This window comes from Marisediminitalea sp. (genome assembly GCF_984433645.1).
This window is the reverse complement of the sequence record NZ_CFIDRX010000052.1, coordinates 9,567-24,717: the sequence shown is the minus strand read 5'-3', so window position 1 is coordinate 24,717 and position 15,151 is coordinate 9,567. Positions and strand designations below refer to the sequence as shown.

Annotated in this window: 18 protein-coding genes; 12 read left to right on the top strand and 6 right to left on the bottom strand. The window is 48.6% G+C overall.

Annotation, left to right across the window (positions count from 1 at the left end; translation table 11 throughout):
• Window positions 1-186: 186 nt before the first annotated feature.
• From ccoN to rssA, 12 genes are all read left to right on the top strand, one after another.
• Window positions 187-1,620, top strand: coding sequence for a cytochrome-c oxidase, cbb3-type subunit I (ccoN, locus tag AC4MRN_RS08850; RefSeq protein ID WP_491203068.1), 1,434 nt, complete (start codon window positions 187-189; stop codon window positions 1,618-1,620).
• Between the two features lie 13 nt (window positions 1,621-1,633).
• Window positions 1,634-2,239: a cytochrome-c oxidase, cbb3-type subunit II gene (ccoO, locus tag AC4MRN_RS08845; protein ID WP_073324561.1), complete on the top strand. Its 606-nt coding sequence runs from the start codon at window positions 1,634-1,636 to the stop codon at window positions 2,237-2,239.
• 1 nt (window position 2,240) lies between these two features.
• Window positions 2,241-2,411, top strand: coding sequence for a cbb3-type cytochrome oxidase subunit 3 (locus tag AC4MRN_RS08840; RefSeq protein WP_073324562.1), 171 nt, complete (start codon window positions 2,241-2,243; stop codon window positions 2,409-2,411).
• 5 nt (window positions 2,412-2,416) lie between these two features.
• Window positions 2,417-3,373 (top strand): cytochrome-c oxidase, cbb3-type subunit III, encoded by a 957-nt coding sequence (gene ccoP / locus AC4MRN_RS08835; RefSeq protein WP_155014884.1) that lies wholly within the window; start codon window positions 2,417-2,419, stop codon window positions 3,371-3,373.
• 95 nt (window positions 3,374-3,468) lie between these two features.
• Entirely contained in the window at window positions 3,469-3,960 is a 492-nt protein-coding gene (locus AC4MRN_RS08830; protein WP_073324564.1) for a FixH family protein, read from the top strand.
• Window positions 3,961-6,336 carry a heavy metal translocating P-type ATPase gene (locus AC4MRN_RS08825; protein WP_491203067.1) on the top strand — a complete coding sequence of 792 codons (2,376 nt, stop codon included), beginning with the start codon at window positions 3,961-3,963 and terminating at the stop codon, window positions 6,334-6,336.
• Between the two features lie 9 nt (window positions 6,337-6,345).
• On the top strand, window positions 6,346-6,570 hold the full coding sequence (ccoS, locus tag AC4MRN_RS08820) for a cbb3-type cytochrome oxidase assembly protein CcoS (RefSeq protein ID WP_370243348.1): 225 nt from the start codon (window positions 6,346-6,348) through the stop codon (window positions 6,568-6,570).
• The gene (locus tag AC4MRN_RS08815) at window positions 6,563-7,231 is read left to right on the top strand and encodes a sulfite exporter TauE/SafE family protein (protein ID WP_491056453.1); all 669 of its coding nucleotides are present in this window, start codon (window positions 6,563-6,565) and stop codon (window positions 7,229-7,231) included. The genes ccoS and AC4MRN_RS08815 overlap by 8 nt, the downstream gene beginning before the upstream one ends.
• A gap of 28 nt (window positions 7,232-7,259) precedes the next feature.
• Window positions 7,260-7,997: a fumarate/nitrate reduction transcriptional regulator Fnr gene (gene fnr, locus AC4MRN_RS08810; RefSeq protein WP_073324568.1), complete on the top strand. Its 738-nt coding sequence runs from the start codon at window positions 7,260-7,262 to the stop codon at window positions 7,995-7,997.
• A 91-nt stretch (window positions 7,998-8,088) separates the two neighbouring features.
• On the top strand, window positions 8,089-9,009 hold the full coding sequence (uspE, locus tag AC4MRN_RS08805) for a universal stress protein UspE (RefSeq protein WP_491203066.1): 921 nt from the start codon (window positions 8,089-8,091) through the stop codon (window positions 9,007-9,009).
• A 108-nt stretch (window positions 9,010-9,117) separates the two neighbouring features.
• Complete coding sequence (ttcA, locus tag AC4MRN_RS08800; RefSeq protein WP_370243357.1) at window positions 9,118-10,056, top strand: tRNA 2-thiocytidine(32) synthetase TtcA; 939 nt, start codon at window positions 9,118-9,120, stop codon at window positions 10,054-10,056.
• Between the two features lie 4 nt (window positions 10,057-10,060).
• Window positions 10,061-11,074 (top strand): patatin-like phospholipase RssA, encoded by a 1,014-nt coding sequence (gene rssA / locus AC4MRN_RS08795; protein ID WP_491203065.1) that lies wholly within the window; start codon window positions 10,061-10,063, stop codon window positions 11,072-11,074.
• Between the two features lie 32 nt (window positions 11,075-11,106).
• Here rssA and AC4MRN_RS08790 read toward each other — a convergent pair whose 3' ends face one another.
• From AC4MRN_RS08790 to AC4MRN_RS08765, 6 genes are all read right to left on the bottom strand, one after another.
• Window positions 11,107-11,745, bottom strand: coding sequence for a DUF2987 domain-containing protein (locus AC4MRN_RS08790; RefSeq protein WP_491203064.1), 639 nt, complete (start codon window positions 11,743-11,745; stop codon window positions 11,107-11,109).
• On the bottom strand, window positions 11,742-12,533 hold the full coding sequence (locus AC4MRN_RS08785; protein WP_073324572.1) for a glucosaminidase domain-containing protein: 792 nt from the start codon (window positions 12,531-12,533) through the stop codon (window positions 11,742-11,744). Before AC4MRN_RS08785 ends, AC4MRN_RS08790 begins: the two co-directional genes overlap by 4 nt.
• Window positions 12,526-13,275, bottom strand: a complete 750-nt coding sequence (locus AC4MRN_RS08780; RefSeq protein ID WP_491203063.1) for a hypothetical protein — start codon at window positions 13,273-13,275, stop codon at window positions 12,526-12,528. Before AC4MRN_RS08780 ends, AC4MRN_RS08785 begins: the two co-directional genes overlap by 8 nt.
• Before the next feature lie 80 nt (window positions 13,276-13,355).
• Window positions 13,356-13,982: a LysE family translocator gene (locus tag AC4MRN_RS08775; protein ID WP_255053598.1), complete on the bottom strand. Its 627-nt coding sequence runs from the start codon at window positions 13,980-13,982 to the stop codon at window positions 13,356-13,358.
• A 17-nt stretch (window positions 13,983-13,999) separates the two neighbouring features.
• Window positions 14,000-14,722 (bottom strand): Sir2 family NAD+-dependent deacetylase, encoded by a 723-nt coding sequence (gene cobB / locus AC4MRN_RS08770; protein WP_491203062.1) that lies wholly within the window; start codon window positions 14,720-14,722, stop codon window positions 14,000-14,002.
• The coding region (locus AC4MRN_RS08765; RefSeq protein ID WP_491203061.1) for a sulfurtransferase at window positions 14,715-15,151 on the bottom strand (437 nt) is incomplete at its 5' end. The genes cobB and AC4MRN_RS08765, both read right to left, overlap by 8 nt.

The following is a 15,151-nucleotide window of genomic DNA, read 5'->3' as shown; positions in this document are numbered from 1 at the left end:
AGATCAAGCAGCCCTAGTTTATGGTATCTTTTTATTATTAAAAACTTTATTATCCTCGGTACCAACTGGCCTGGCAGATAATAAGTCATAAACTCCAGGCTCAGTGTGAAGGCCGCAACCTCACCTGAAAATTCAAATTATTGCAGTTGGAAACCCTTTTTATAAAGAAGTGGAAGATTCATTACAATGAGTGAAATAAGCCAAGCAAAGCCGGATTACAACTATAAAGTTGTTCGGCAATTTACCATTATGACCATCATATGGGGTATTGTGGGAATGAGCCTTGGGGTATTTATTGCTGCGCAATTATTTGCCCCCGCGCTAAACTTCGATATTCCATGGTTAACCTATTCCCGTCTCCGTCCTCTGCACACAAATGCCGTAATCTTCGCATTCGGTGGTTGTGCATTGTTTGCAACCTCTTACTACATTGTTCAGCGTACCTGTCAGGTTCGTCTGTTCAGTGACAAACTTGCTGCATTTACCTTCTGGGGCTGGCAAGCGGTTATCGTTGCGGCTGTCGCAACTCTGCCGTTTGGTATCACCACCAGTAAGGAATACGCAGAGTTAGAATGGCCAATCGATATTCTGATTGCGCTGGTGTGGGTTGCTTACATTATCAACTTCTTCGGAACGATGGTTATCCGCCGCGTATCGCACATCTATGTTGCGAACTGGTTCCTGGGTGCCTTTATGCTAACAGTTGCGGTGTTGCATATTGGTAATAGTATGGCTTTGCCTGTTTCATTCTTTAAGTCTTATTCAATTTACGCCGGTGCAGTAGATGCCATGATGCAATGGTGGTACGGCCACAACGCGGTAGGCTTCTTCCTGACTGCGGGCTTCCTGGGTATGATGTATTACTTCGTACCTAAGCAAGCAGGTCGCCCTGTTTATTCATACCGTCTGTCAATCGTTCACTTCTGGGCGTTGATTTCGCTGTACATCTGGGCTGGTCCTCACCACTTGCACTACACTGCACTGCCTGACTGGACTCAGTCACTGGGTATGGTGATGTCTGTGATCCTGTTCGTGCCATCCTGGGGTGGTATGATCAACGGTATCATGACCCTGTCTGGCGCATGGCACAAACTGCGTACTGACCCTGTTCTGCGTTTCCTGATTGTTTCTCTGTCTTTCTACGGTATGTCTACCTTCGAAGGCCCGATGATGGCAATCAAAACAGTAAACGCCCTGTCTCACTATACCGACTGGACCGTAGGTCACGTTCACTCTGGTGCGCTTGGTTGGGTTGCAATGGTTTCAATTGGTTCTGTTTACCATCTGATCCCTCACCTGTTCGGCCAAAAAACCATGTACAGCACTAAGCTGGTTAACGTCCATTTCTGGTTCGCAACCATCGGTGTAGTTCTGTATATCGTAGCAATGTGGATGTCTGGTGTACTGCAAGGTCTGATGTGGCGTGCAGTAAACGCTGACGGTACGTTGACCTACAGCTTTGTAGAATCGCTGGAAGCTTCTAAGCCGTTCTATGTGGTTCGTTTCGTGGGTGGCTGTTTTGTAGTTGCAGGTATGTTAATCATGGCTTACAACACTTACAAAACTGTACGTGCACCGAAAGGTAGTCTGGCTGCTGAGCCAGCTGGCCAGGCAGCATAAGGAGTCGATACAGATGCGTAATCCACATGAAATAGTAGAAAAGAACGTTGGTCTGCTGACCATCCTGATTCTGGTTGCAATTAGCTTTGGTGCATTGGTGCAAATTACACCGCTGATGTTCCAACAGCAAACCATGGAGCCGGTTGAAGGCCTTAAGCCTTACACTGCGCTGCAACTGGAAGGCCGTGATATTTATATCCGCGAAGGCTGCGTAGGTTGTCACAGCCAAATGATTCGCCCTTTCCGTGCTGAGACCGAACGTTACGGTCATTACAGCGTGGCGGGTGAGTCAGTGTGGGAACACCCTTTCTTATGGGGTTCTAAGCGTACCGGGCCTGATTTGGCGCGTGTTGGTGGTCGTTACAGCGATGAATGGCACCGCGTGCACTTAATCAACCCTCGCGATGTTGTACCTGAATCAAACATGCCTGGTTTCCCTTGGTTAATGGAAAACACGCTGACAGGTGATCACACCGCTAAGAAGATGGAAGTACTTCGTGATTTAGGCGTGCCATACACGGATGAAGACATCAATGGTGCGCAGGCGGCAGTAAATGGCAAAACCGAAATGGAAGCCATTATTGCTTACCTTCAGTCTCTTGGCACATATTTGAAATAATATGGACCAGGGTACTGTAGGCAGCATTTTTACTGTCATCGTCTTTGTCATTTTTATAGGCATTGTCTGGTGGGCATTCAGTAGTCGTAATAAGAAGAAGTTCGACGAAGCCGCTAACCTGGTATTTGCTGACGAAGACCAAGAAGAATCAAAGAAGAATAGCGGGAGTTAACACTCATGAGCATGTTTTGGACAATCTGGATCTCTGTGATAACACTGGGCTCCATTATTGGTACTTACCTGCTGTTACGTTGGAACCTAACCAACTACACAGGTCATCCAGAAGGCGAATCGATGGGCCACGAGTTCGATGGGATTGTGGAAATCAATAACCCACTTCCTCGCTGGTGGACTATCTTGTTTTACATCACCATTGTATGGAGCTTTTTCTACCTTGCTCTATACCCTGGTCTGGGCGCATTTGAAGGCTTCCTGGGCTGGAGAAGTTCTAACCAGAACGTTCAGTCTATCGAAGAGTCAATGCAGGCACGTGCTGACGCCAAAGAAGAAGGTTTAATCGTTCAATACGATCGAGAACTGGATTACGCGGCAGAAAAGTTCGACCCAATCTTTGAAGCCTATTCGAAAATCCCGGTTGAAGAACTGGCGAAAAACGAAGAAGCGGTAAAAGTAGGTCAACGTTTATTCATGCAGAACTGTTCTCAGTGTCACGGTTCGGATGCGCGTGGTAACACCGGCTTCCCTAACCTGACCGACGACGACTGGTTGTATGGCGGCACTGGCGCGAAGATCAAAGAAACGTTGATCAATGGTCGTCAGGCGGCAATGCCAGCCTGGATCGATGCCATGGGTGAGCAAGGTATTCAGGAAACGGTAGCTTACGTACTGAGCCTGAGTGGTCGTGAAATGAAAGAGAATCACGACGCACTGGCATCAGCAGGTAAACAACGCTTCATGGCTTGTGCAGCGTGTCACGGTATGGACGGTAAAGGTAATCAACTGCTTGGCGCACCAAACCTTACCGACAATATCTGGCTGTACGGTGGTTCTGAGCGCGCGCTTACCGAGACGCTGACTCACGGCCGTAACGGTGTAATGCCTTCATTCAAGAAAACGCTGGGTGAAGACAAAATCCACGTAGTAGCAAGCTACGTATACAGCTTGTCTCACTAATCGAGCGTTAAACAATAAAGCCTCGTTTTTACGAGGCTTTTTTTATGCGACACTATTAGTCAAACGAAAATTCACGTTCTTAGGTATTCAGTTTCATGGAAACATCAGACGTAAAACCCTGGTACAAGCAGTTTTGGCCCTGGTTCTTGATTGCCATCCCTACTTCGTCTTTTATCATGGCGTATTTCATCGTCAAATTTGCTACCAATACGCAGGACTCACTGGTTGTCGATGACTATTACAAAGAAGGCAAAGCCTACAACGTCAACCACCAGAAAGTCGAAAACGCGCGTAAGCTGCGAATAATGACTGACTTGTCTGTGAATGACGGTCAGATTGCGCTGGAGTTCCACAGTGGTATTCCCGAAGAAGGCAACGCCCTGAAACTAAGTTTTTACCATGTGACTCTGGCCGAGCGCGACGTATCACTACTACTAACCCGGGACGCCAATGGCATCTACCGCGGGTTTGTAGAACAAGATTTAAGTGGCAAATGGCGTGTTACCTTAAGCCCGCTTGATGATAGCTGGAAAGTACAACAGGAAATCGGTCTGCCTCGCGCCGATAAAATTCGATTCGTTCCGTAAATGAGTAATAACACGTCCTGTTACCACTGCGGCCTGCCTGCAGAAAAAGACAGCCCCTATAAGGCAACCGTGCTGGGGCAGCCTCGTGTTCTGTGCTGCCTTGGATGCCAATCGGTGGCAGAAGCCATTGTGGACAATGGTCTTGAAAACTATTACCAGTTCCGCACTGAGCCCGCCGCAAAAGGCGAAAGTGAAATTCTTGAAACCCTGGATAAACTCGCCGTTTACGATGATCCTGCCCTGCAGGAAGACTTTGTCTATCAGGAAGGTAAACACAACCAGATCCAGCTTACCGTAGAAGGCATAACCTGCGCAGCCTGTGGCTGGCTGATAGAAAAACAACTCGCCAGGGTACAAGGCATTAGTCAGGTAGCCGTAAACGTGGCCGAGCGTCGAGCCATGGTTACATGGGAGCCCGACAATATCGCGCTAAGCGGTATTTTGAAAGCACTCAAGCGAATTGGATACAAAGCCCTGCCCTTTCAGCCTGATCAGCACGAAGCGTCCTACCTGACAGAACAAAAACAGTTTCTGAAAAAAGTCGGCCTGGCGGGCTTGATGACCATGCAGGTCATGATGCTAATGACCGGTCTGTACTTTGACCTGTTTGGCAGTATTGAAGCGGAAACGCGCCAGTACTTTTACTGGGTAGCCCTGGTATTAACTACGCCCGTCGTGCTGTATTCCGGCAGTACCTTCTACCTCGGCGCCATTAAGGCTATCAGTGCCCGCACCGTTAATATGGATGTGCCCGTCACCATCGCCATATTCGGTACCTACATTGCCGGACTCAAAGCCACGTTATTAAAAACGGGTGAAGTGTACTTTGAGTCGATTTGCATGTTTATTTTTCTACTGTTGCTGAGCCGCTATCTGGAGCACCGTTCACGACATCAGGCCACCCAGATATCGGCCAATATGATGCAATACATTCCCGTCACCGCTCATCGGCTGGAGCAAAATGGACAGTTATCAGACTGTTTGGCTAAGCACCTGCAAACCGGCGACACCGTTATTGTGAAGTCCGGAGAAACCATTCCTGTAGACGGTGAGATACTCGAAGGGGTCAGTGCCATTGACGAGTCGATGTTAACCGGCGAATTTGAGCCCGTTACCAAACAGGCTGGTCACGCTGTGTACGGTGGTACCGTGAATCAACAATCTACCCTCACCATAAAAGTTAAACAGCCGCTAAAACACGCGCTGGTTAATCAGATAATTCGCCTTCAATCGAGTGCAATGGTCAATAAGCCAAAAGTGGCGCAAATGGCCGATACCTTTTCCAGTTATTTCGTTTCAGCGGTGCTGGTTATCTCAGCAGCCACGTTCGCGTTCTGGTATTGGCAAGGTAACGAAGATGCGTTTTGGATTGCTATTGCTGTGCTTGTTGCTACCTGCCCTTGCGCACTAGGGTTAGCTACGCCTTCTGCCCTGACCTGCGCAATGGCGCGATTAAATAAACAAGGTGTTTTGCTCAAGCGCGCTGATGCCCTGGAACAACTGACGACCATAGACACCATTGCACTGGACAAAACCGGCACATTGACAGCCGGCCAGTTCAGCTTACAACAAGTCCATGTTGCGAACGGGTACACCGAAGAACAGGTGCTGCAGGTCGCAGCCAGTCTGGAGTCTCGTTCTGAACACCCTATCAGCAAAGCGTTTGCTCACGACAATCTGCTGAGTGTGAGCGAATTTGAAGTCACCGCAGGCGGTGGGATCAGTGGAGTGGTATCGGGCCAGAAATGGCATATGGGCTCGGCCAGTTTTACTGGCGTGTCCCCCAACAGCATTGCCCCAAACGCAAACGTATTCTTAACCACTGGCGACCACTGCGTTGCCGCGTTTTTAGTCAGTGACAGCCTGAAACCCGATACCGCAGCAACGCTAGAGGCGCTAGCAGACAAGCAATTAGTGCTGTTAAGTGGCGACAACCAACACAATGTTGATGCCATCGCGCAAACCCTGCCTATTCAACAGGCCCTGGGTGGCCTTACGCCTGAACAGAAATATCAGCACGTGCAAGCGCTACAGGCCAAAGGCCACAAGGTGCTGATGCTTGGCGACGGCATTAATGATGCGCCGGTACTCGCCAGTGCAGATGTTTCCCTGGCGGTTGACAATGCCACCGACGTTGCCAGAAATGCCGCGGATGTGGTGCTGCTGAGTGAATCACTCAGTACCGTGCCGCCATTGTTGAAACTGGCTCAACAAACGCGCTCAAAGATTCGTCAGAACATTCTATGGGCAGTCGGTTATAACCTGCTAATTCTGCCTTTTGCCGTGTCGGGTCTGTTATTACCCTGGATGGCCGTGATTGGGATGTCACTTAGTAGTATCATAGTGGTTACCAATTCTACCCGGCTGTTGAAATAAGAGCATATTGTGAGCATTATCTACGTCCTCATTCCCTTGGCTATTCTATTAGTTGCGTTGGCTATCGGTATCTTTTTCTGGGCGGTTCGCTCAAATCAGTTTGACGACCTTGAGCGTCAGGGTTACAGCATCTTGTTCGATGACGACCTGGCTGACGACAAACAAACTGAACAGCAAGACCCCAAATCCGCTCCGCCAGCAGAACAGCAAACAAAAACAAGCACACATGACTGAGTTTTCGTTACTGTCTGCCTTTATGGTAGGGATTGCAGGCTCAGTGCATTGCTTTGGCATGTGTGGCGGCTTTGCCGGTGCGCTGACAGCCGCCATACCACAAGGTAAGTCTCCGACGCCGTTTGTTTTCAGTTACAACGCAGGCAGAATACTAAGTTATACCCTTGCCGGTGCAGTAACCGGGGCCCTTGGCAGCATTGCGCAAAGCTCAGTAAAGTCCCTATTGGTAGGTTTTCAGTTGTTTAGTGCCTTTATGCTGATTGCGATGGCACTTTACCTGGCGCAATGGTGGCGTGGGCTGGCGAAAGTCGAAACACTCGGGCGTGGTTTATGGCAATGCTTGCAGCCATTGTCCAAACGTTTTTTACCCTTTAAAAGTCCGTTATCGGCACTACCGTATGGCATAATTTGGGGGTGGTTACCCTGTGGCTTAGTCTATTCAACGTTAACCTGGTCGTTGTCTGCAGGCACCGCATTGCAAGGTGCACTATTGATGATGGCGTTTGGCCTTGGTACCCTGCCCGCTTTGTTTGCAGTGAGTTTTAGCGCTAATGGCATACTGGCCTTGTTGCGAACACCACGTACCCGGACATTCATTGCGGTTACGTTAATTATATATGCGATTTTCTTGATTTATCGCACTGTAAATAGTATTAGTTAGGCCTACGTTTACACGGAGACGTTGCATTATGTCAAAAGGTTCAGAATTCTCTATTCATTGTCAGAGCTGCAGTTTTAGCCACTTGTGTTTGCCTGTTTCTCTGAACAAGACAGAACTGGACTCGCTGGATGACATTATCGAGCGCAAAAAGCCGCTTCACAAGCACGACAAGCTTGTAAAGGCCGGTGATACCTTCACTTCACTCTACGCTGTGCGTGCGGGCTCGTTCAAATCATTTGTGAGCAGCAAAGACGGCGAAGAACAAATCATTGGCTTTCATTTCCCCGGCGATATCATTGGGTTCGATGCCCTTCGCGGCAATACTCACCAGAGTTACGCGCAAGCGCTCGAAACGGCCATGGTATGCGAACTGCCTTATGAAACCCTCGATAAAATGGCCGTACAATTCCCTAAATTGCGCCACCAGATCATGAGTTTTATGAGTGCTGAAATTAAACACGATCACGACCTGATGATGCTGTTAAATAAACGCACTGCCGAAGAGCGTTTAATCTATTTCCTGGCGCATCTGTCCAAACGTTTTGAAGAGCGCGGTTTCTCGCCACGTCAATTCAACCTGAGCATGACCCGAAATGAAATTGGTAACTACCTTGGTTTAACGGTAGAAACTATCTCTCGTTTACTTACGCGCTTCCAAAAAGAAGGCATTATCCAGGTAGAAGGCAAACTCATTACGATTCTCGATTTCGAATCGATGGACGCTAAGCTCCACAGCATGGACATTCCTACTACCACAGTGGATTAATCCCATCCGTTGATCCACCGCAACATCAAAAACTGGTGAAGATGGCACTCTGGGCATACACTCATAATGAGCACTTTGTCTGGAGGCTGTCATGATCAATTACACACATATACTTGCCGTTGTAGAATCCGAGCGCGAAACACAGCCAGCCCTGTCGAGAGCCGTCGAGCTGGCAGGCAAAACCGGCGCCAGTATTACCGCATTCATGACTATCTACGATTTTTCCTATGAAATGACGACCATGTTGTCGGGAGAAGAACGTGAAGCAATGCGAGCCGCGGTTGTGAAAGAGCGCACTGAATGGCTTACGCAACAGCTTGCTGACTACTCAGGCAATATTCAGGCTGTTGTGGAATGGGATAATCGGCCGTATGAAGCCATCATCCGTCATGCTATTAATGATAAGGCCGATATTGTAGTAAAAGCCACGCGTTCCCACGACGATCTTCGCTCAGTCATTTTCACCCCCACTGACTGGCATTTGGTACGCAAATGCCCCACTCCTGTGTTGTTGGTGAAAGACCACGACTGGCCGGCTGATGGTAATATTATTGCAGCAGTGAATGTGGGTACAGAGGATCGCGAGCACGCACAACTCAACGACAAAATTACCGAAATTGCCCAGGATTACGCAAAATTACTGAGCGGTCATGTGCATTTGGCGAATAGCTATCCCGGCACCCCCCTTAATATTGCCATTGAAGTGCCTGAGTTTGATCCGGAAAGTTACAATGCGTCGGTGAAGAATCACCACCTTGAAGAAATGGAGAGGCACAGCACACGGTTTGGCATCCCGTTGGACAATTGTCATGTGAAAGAAGGGCTACCAGAAAAAGTCATCCCGTTTGTCGCTAAAAACATTGACGCAGAGCTGGTTATTATTGGCACAGTAGGCCGAGTGGGTATTTCAGCTGCATTAATTGGCAACACAGCGGAACACGTCATTGATGAGCTTAACTGCGACGTCTTGGCTATTAAACCTGACGGATTTGAATCGCCGGTAAGGTTATAACCCTTACTGGCGTTTAACATATCCTGAGCACTGTCTGCATAGCGATTCTTCTATGCACATAATGATGGTGATACAATAGTGGCTGAGCAGTTACAGGTCGCTAGATTAATGAGTTTACAGGTCAATTCTTTGGGCACGGTTGCACCGTCTCAGTCCAAACAAAAATACAATTTCAACAAGCTTCAGAAACGGTTGCGTCGCAACGTTGGCAAAGCTATCGATGACTTTGGCATGATAGAACATGGCGATAAGGTCATGGTGTGCCTGTCTGGCGGCAAAGACAGTTATACCCTGTTAGACATTCTCATGTATCTTCAGCGTATTGCGCCAATTACGTTCGACATTGTGGCGGTAAACCTCGACCAAAAGCAGCCAGGCTTCCCTGAGCATGTGCTTCCCGACTACTTAAAAGCACTGGGCGTTGACTACCGCATTGTAGAAGAAGACACCTATTCGATTGTAAAAGACAAAATTCCGGAAGGTAAAACCACCTGTTCGCTCTGTTCGCGATTGCGCCGCGGTATCCTTTACCGTACTGCAACAGAACTCGGCGCCACCAAAATTGCCCTCGGTCACCACCGCGACGATATGCTGGAAACCTTGTTTCTGAACATGTTTCATGGCGGCAAATTAAAATCCATGCCGCCCAAGCTGGTGAGTGACGACGGTAAACATGTTGTCATTCGCCCTTTGGCTTACTGCAATGAAAAAGACATAGAAAAGTACGCCGAGGCTGTCGAATTCCCAATCATTCCCTGTAATTTATGTGGTTCACAGGAAAACCTGCAGCGTCAGAATATAAAAATGATGTTGCAAGACTGGCATCGCCGCTACCCCGGGCGCATAGAGTCTATGTTCCGTGCGATGCAGAATGTAACACCCTCGCATTTGGTAGACAGCAAGCTACATGACTTTAAATCTATTAAAGCCACCGGTGTTGCCTCTGAAGATGGCGATATTGCGTTCGACAAGCCAGAGTTCTCTCAACCGGCAATAGCCGAAGACAGCGACGATAACGCGATTCAAATTGTTAACTTAACGGAATAAATTAATGAAGATTGGTATTGCTCTTGGCTCAGGCGCAGCAAGAGGCTGGGCGCATATTGGTGTGATCCAGGCATTGGAAAAACTGGGTGTACGCATTGACGTCGTAGCCGGTTGTTCCATTGGCGCTTATGTGGGCGCGGCTTATGCCAGCGGACACTTAGAAGGCCTGAAAGAGTGGGCCTGCTCACTCACCGAGTGGCAAACACTCAGCCTGATGGGCATTGGCATACGCCGCGGCGGTCTTGCCAGTGGCCAGAAGGTATTTGACAAGCTCGCCGGCGAATTCTGCGCGCCAACCTTTGAAGAAATGAAAAAGCCATTCGCCTGCGTTGCTACCGACCTGTATTCAGGCCGAGAAGTCGTATTTAATCAGGGCGAAGTTGGCCAGTCTATTCAGGCATCATGCGCTATTCCAGCCCTGTTCTCGCCTATCAGCCACAACGACCGTTGGTTGGTGGATGGCGCGGTTGTCAACCCGGTACCGGTTAACCTGTGTCGACAACTAGGAGCGGATTTTGTTATTGCCGTTAACCTGAACGCCGATTTCCGGCCATTGCAGATTGCCCGGCAAACACAAAAACACAAACAGAATCAGGAAAAGAACGAGCACTTCTTTAAGAAAAGCCAGGATGTGGTTCGTCAGTGGTTTTCACCCGAAACCAAAGAAGACAACAACAAACAATCTCCCGGCATTTTAGGTGTGATGAGCAGTTCGCTGGAGATCCTGCAGGCCCGTGTCACTCGCTCACGCCTGGCAGGCGAGCCACCAGATATTCTGATCGAGCCGCCATTGACTGATGTGGGTTTAATGGATTTTCACCGTGCAACAGAACTGTGTGAAACGGGTGAACAGGTTATTCAGCGGCTAGCAGAGCAGATCCGCTACCAATTGGTGCTGGACGAGGTGATCCCCGCAGACGCGATTGAATCACCTGAAGCAGACACTCCCGTAACGAGTGCAGAATCTGATTCTTTGCCAGAGGCCGATTCAGATACTGAGTCTGAAAACAAAGAATAAGGGCGGTTTAACCGCCCTCTTCGTTTTATTTCTTAGCCTTTGGCCAATGCCGTAATACGCAGCGGCGCTTCCGGTAAGCTTAACGCATTGCCTTCATCAAGCCAGTCTTTGTCTAGCATTAACATGCCGTTATTAATGCCATTGGTGCCGGGAATAGCGGCATCCAGCGTGGTATCAGCAAAGCGAAAAATCAACCCGTTTACCGACGGCATCATAAAAGACAAAAAGCCGCCCATCTCGTTGAAAAACGCCTCATACTGACGCGTAATATAAGCGAGTTCTTCTGCTGTATAGTCGGTTTTAATGTACTCGGCTTTGGTTTCAATCTGTACCGACATATCGCATACATTTGCGGCCTCTTCCAAGTCTATCAGAATATTGGCATCGGCCAATTTTAACGCCCGCTCTTTAGGCACAAGAAAACGCTGTTCTTCGCTGACATCTAAATCGATAGTTTGCTTTTGCGTTACAATTTGCGCACTGTTGATGTTGCAGAGTCTATCCTGACCTACGCGGATAAATCCAAATGCAAACTGTAACGCTGCGGTATCTTCGTCACCGATCTTATTAATATGGCTGTAGAAACGCTTATACTCTACTTCAATCTGTTCAGCCTGAACCGGCGCAGTCAACACCGCACTTAAAATTAGAAAACTTAGGTATCGCGTCATTCGCTGAGATACTCCTGATTAAATCGAATCATATGCTGTAATTCGTTCACATAAGCCGCTCCGCGCTCTGAATAACTCATCAGACCCTCCGCCAGTGCTAAGCCCGTTACCGGTAACTGAGCACGTCTGAGTGAAGCACGAATATGCCGAAGCTCTTTGTAAGCCGGGTGCCGGTTTATGTTACGCATGTAGTTGTAAGTGGCGCGGGATACGTTATCAAATTTAGCCACTTCGTGTTTTGCACCACTGGTACGGCGACTTGGCACAAACCCACAGCCTTTTTTGTAGCACCAAAGACCGTAAAAATTATAGCCCTCACGGGCAAAACGCGAGGTTCCCCATGCAGATTCATTCGCGGCCTGCATTAATACCAACTCTACCGGCAGAATATCAACCCGGTTTAACAGCGCTTTAATCTGTTCTTCGGTGCGTTTGTTGTCGTCTACACGGTATTCTTCTATCAGCCAGCTTAACCGTTCGTCGTCTTCTTCAGTTAGCCCGTGACCAGCGTTGAGCTTGCGCTGGATAGTTTGCAGGTAGTGTCTTAAGCTCAAGATGTATTCGTTTTGCTTCTCAACTTCTGGGCGAAGATAATTGAAGAACGCCCGTTTCTTTTCTTTGGTATCGGTGATTGCCGAAAAATCCGGCACCGGATTGCTGGCTTCTTCTGTTTCAGGATAATCAAGAATATCCGGTTCACTGGTACCGGTTTTCCAGGCAAGCGCGACTATGACGGCCATGACAGCTATCGCGATAAGCACTATCTTGCTGGTTTCTCTTTTATGCATCTAACACCGAGTCCTGTGAAGGCGATGTTGCAGGCGCCTCTTCAGACTGCACCGCAAACAGGTCGTTGTACAACTGCCCTAATACCAGCGTGTACAGCGGACCAACCCAAAGAATCGCTAATCCCATGGTCAGAAATACCAGGGTGAATAACAATACAAACAATAGCAACAGTAATAAAAACGGCATTAAATACTGATTCACAACTTTAGCTGACAGAATAATTGACTGGATCACGCCCGCTCGTCGCTCAGCTAACAAAACAACTGCAAACTGCGTTACCAGATAGACATAAACGCCAGGCAATATCAGCAACATGAAGCCCAGTTGAATAAGCAAGCTGGTAAGCAAATTGAGGGTAACCAGGGCCAGGGTTAGAGAGAAGTACTTACCTAACTCAGTCGCATCTGCAGGTTTATCGGCGGTAAGCTTTACGCCCAGCATACGAAAACCCGCTAACAACGGCGACATTATGATCAGCATAATGATATCAAGCATGCCTGCAGGACTGCTTTGCATACTTTCCACCGAACTGGGATCGACCTTTAACACTGACATAAGTACCAGTGTACTGCCTACCCCAATTAACATAAGTAGGCCCGTCGATTTGAGAAAGGTCATCAGATTCACTTTGTACAATGACTGGCTGCGGTTGAAAAGTGCCTTAAAGTTGAATTTATACTCACCCGCAAGGGCGCGTTCCAGGTTACTTTTTCCTTGTTCAGGTTGCATATGTTCTGACAAAACTCTTACTCAACTTCAATTTGCGCGCAGTATACCACCGCCTCACACCTTACCCAACCAGCTTCAACCACCGCCTGTAATCACAGCGTGACAAGCCGTACCGCTAACCCAACCAGCACCACGCCCATGAATCTGTCCAGCCAGTAACCTTTATCACCAATCAGTTTTACAACGCCAGACGTACTTAACAAATAGGACAGCATGCAAAACCACAACCCGGTCGCGACGGCCAGGTAAATGCCATAAAACGCTTTCACCGCGGTGGGCGTGTCGACATTTATAAATGCAGTGAACAACGACAGGAAAAACAACGTAGCTTTGGGGTTCAGCCCGTTGGTTAGGAAACCGTTTATCAGTGCTTTTTTAGGGGTAACAGACGTGACCTTTGAATCGGTACTGATATTGGCGGATGAATTGCCCGGCTTACTCCGAAGCGCGCCGACGGCAAGGTACAGCAAATAGGCTGCCGATAAGTAACAAATCGTGTTGTACAACCAGGGTGTGGTTTTAATAACGACACTTAACCCCACCAAAGAGTAGGCAACATGCAGCAAAATGCCTAACCCTACGCCGACACTGGCGTACATGGCGATGCGCCGACCGTGATTAACACTGTACCGAACGATAATCGCAAAGTCGGGCCCCGGACTTGCCACTGCGACCAAATGAACCAATGCGATAGTAATAAATTCGCTTAAATATTCCATGTGCTCTTTTTTGCCTGTTATGAATATTGCTGGATGAAGTCAGATACAAAAGCTGGCAGTGTCTCACCTGCCAAGCCAGTAATACGCTCATCGAACAAGTGATTTTGTTGTCCGGGTTCCAGATTGATTTCTATGGTTCGTGCCCCGCTTTCCGCTGCAATTGCCACGAAATTAGCGGCCGGATACACCTGACCTGACGTACCAACGGCTATAAACACATCCGCTTGTGCAAGGGCTTGTACTATGTCGTCCATATACAAGGGCATTTCACCAAACCACACAATATCAGGCCGCAGGGTTTCAGCAGGAATACAGCACCGGCACCCTGTCGAGTGATCAAACGCATCGTGCCAGACATGAGACTGACCAGACGCACAACAACGCGCCGAGAGCAATTCGCCATGCATATGTAAAACACGCTCACTGCCAGCACGCTCATGCAAATTATCGACATTTTGTGTCACCAGTAAGAACTGGTCGCCCAACTGTTGCTCAAGGTCCGCCAAAGCCTTATGCGCCGCGTTGGGTCTGACCTCGGCTTGCTGTAACTGTGCTCGCCGCTCGTTATAGAACCGGTACACCAGTGCGGGATTCCTCGCGAAAGCTTCAGGGGTAGCCACATCATCTACACGGTGGTTTTCCCATAATCCATTGTTGTCCCGAAAGGTTTTTAGGCCAGATTCGGCCGAAATACCGGCGCCGGTTAATACCACCACGCGTGGAAGTGCGCTATTAGTCATTGTTTGTCTCCACAGGGAATTGCGGATCAGCCCCCCATTCTGCCCAGGAACCATCATAAACCGTAACTTGTGAGGCCCCCGCTTCAAGCGCAGCCATGCCTACCACACAGGCCGTTACACCAGAACCACAGGAACAAATTACAGGCTGGGTTATATCGATGTCATTGCGTTTAAAATACGTTGTTAGCGCAGCAGATGAATGCAGTGTTTTTTGCTCAGTCAACAATTCTGTAAAAGGCAGGTTTTTAGCGCCGGGCATATGGCCACTGCGTAAACCCGGTCTGGGCTCAGCCACTTCCCCCTTAAAGCGTGGGCGACTGCGGGCGTCCAAAACCGTGGTACCGGATTCATCCAATACTCTGAGCACACCTTCGGCGTCGCAAAAATCAACGAGATGAGGTTCAGACGGAGTGTAAGTAACAGGGGTTA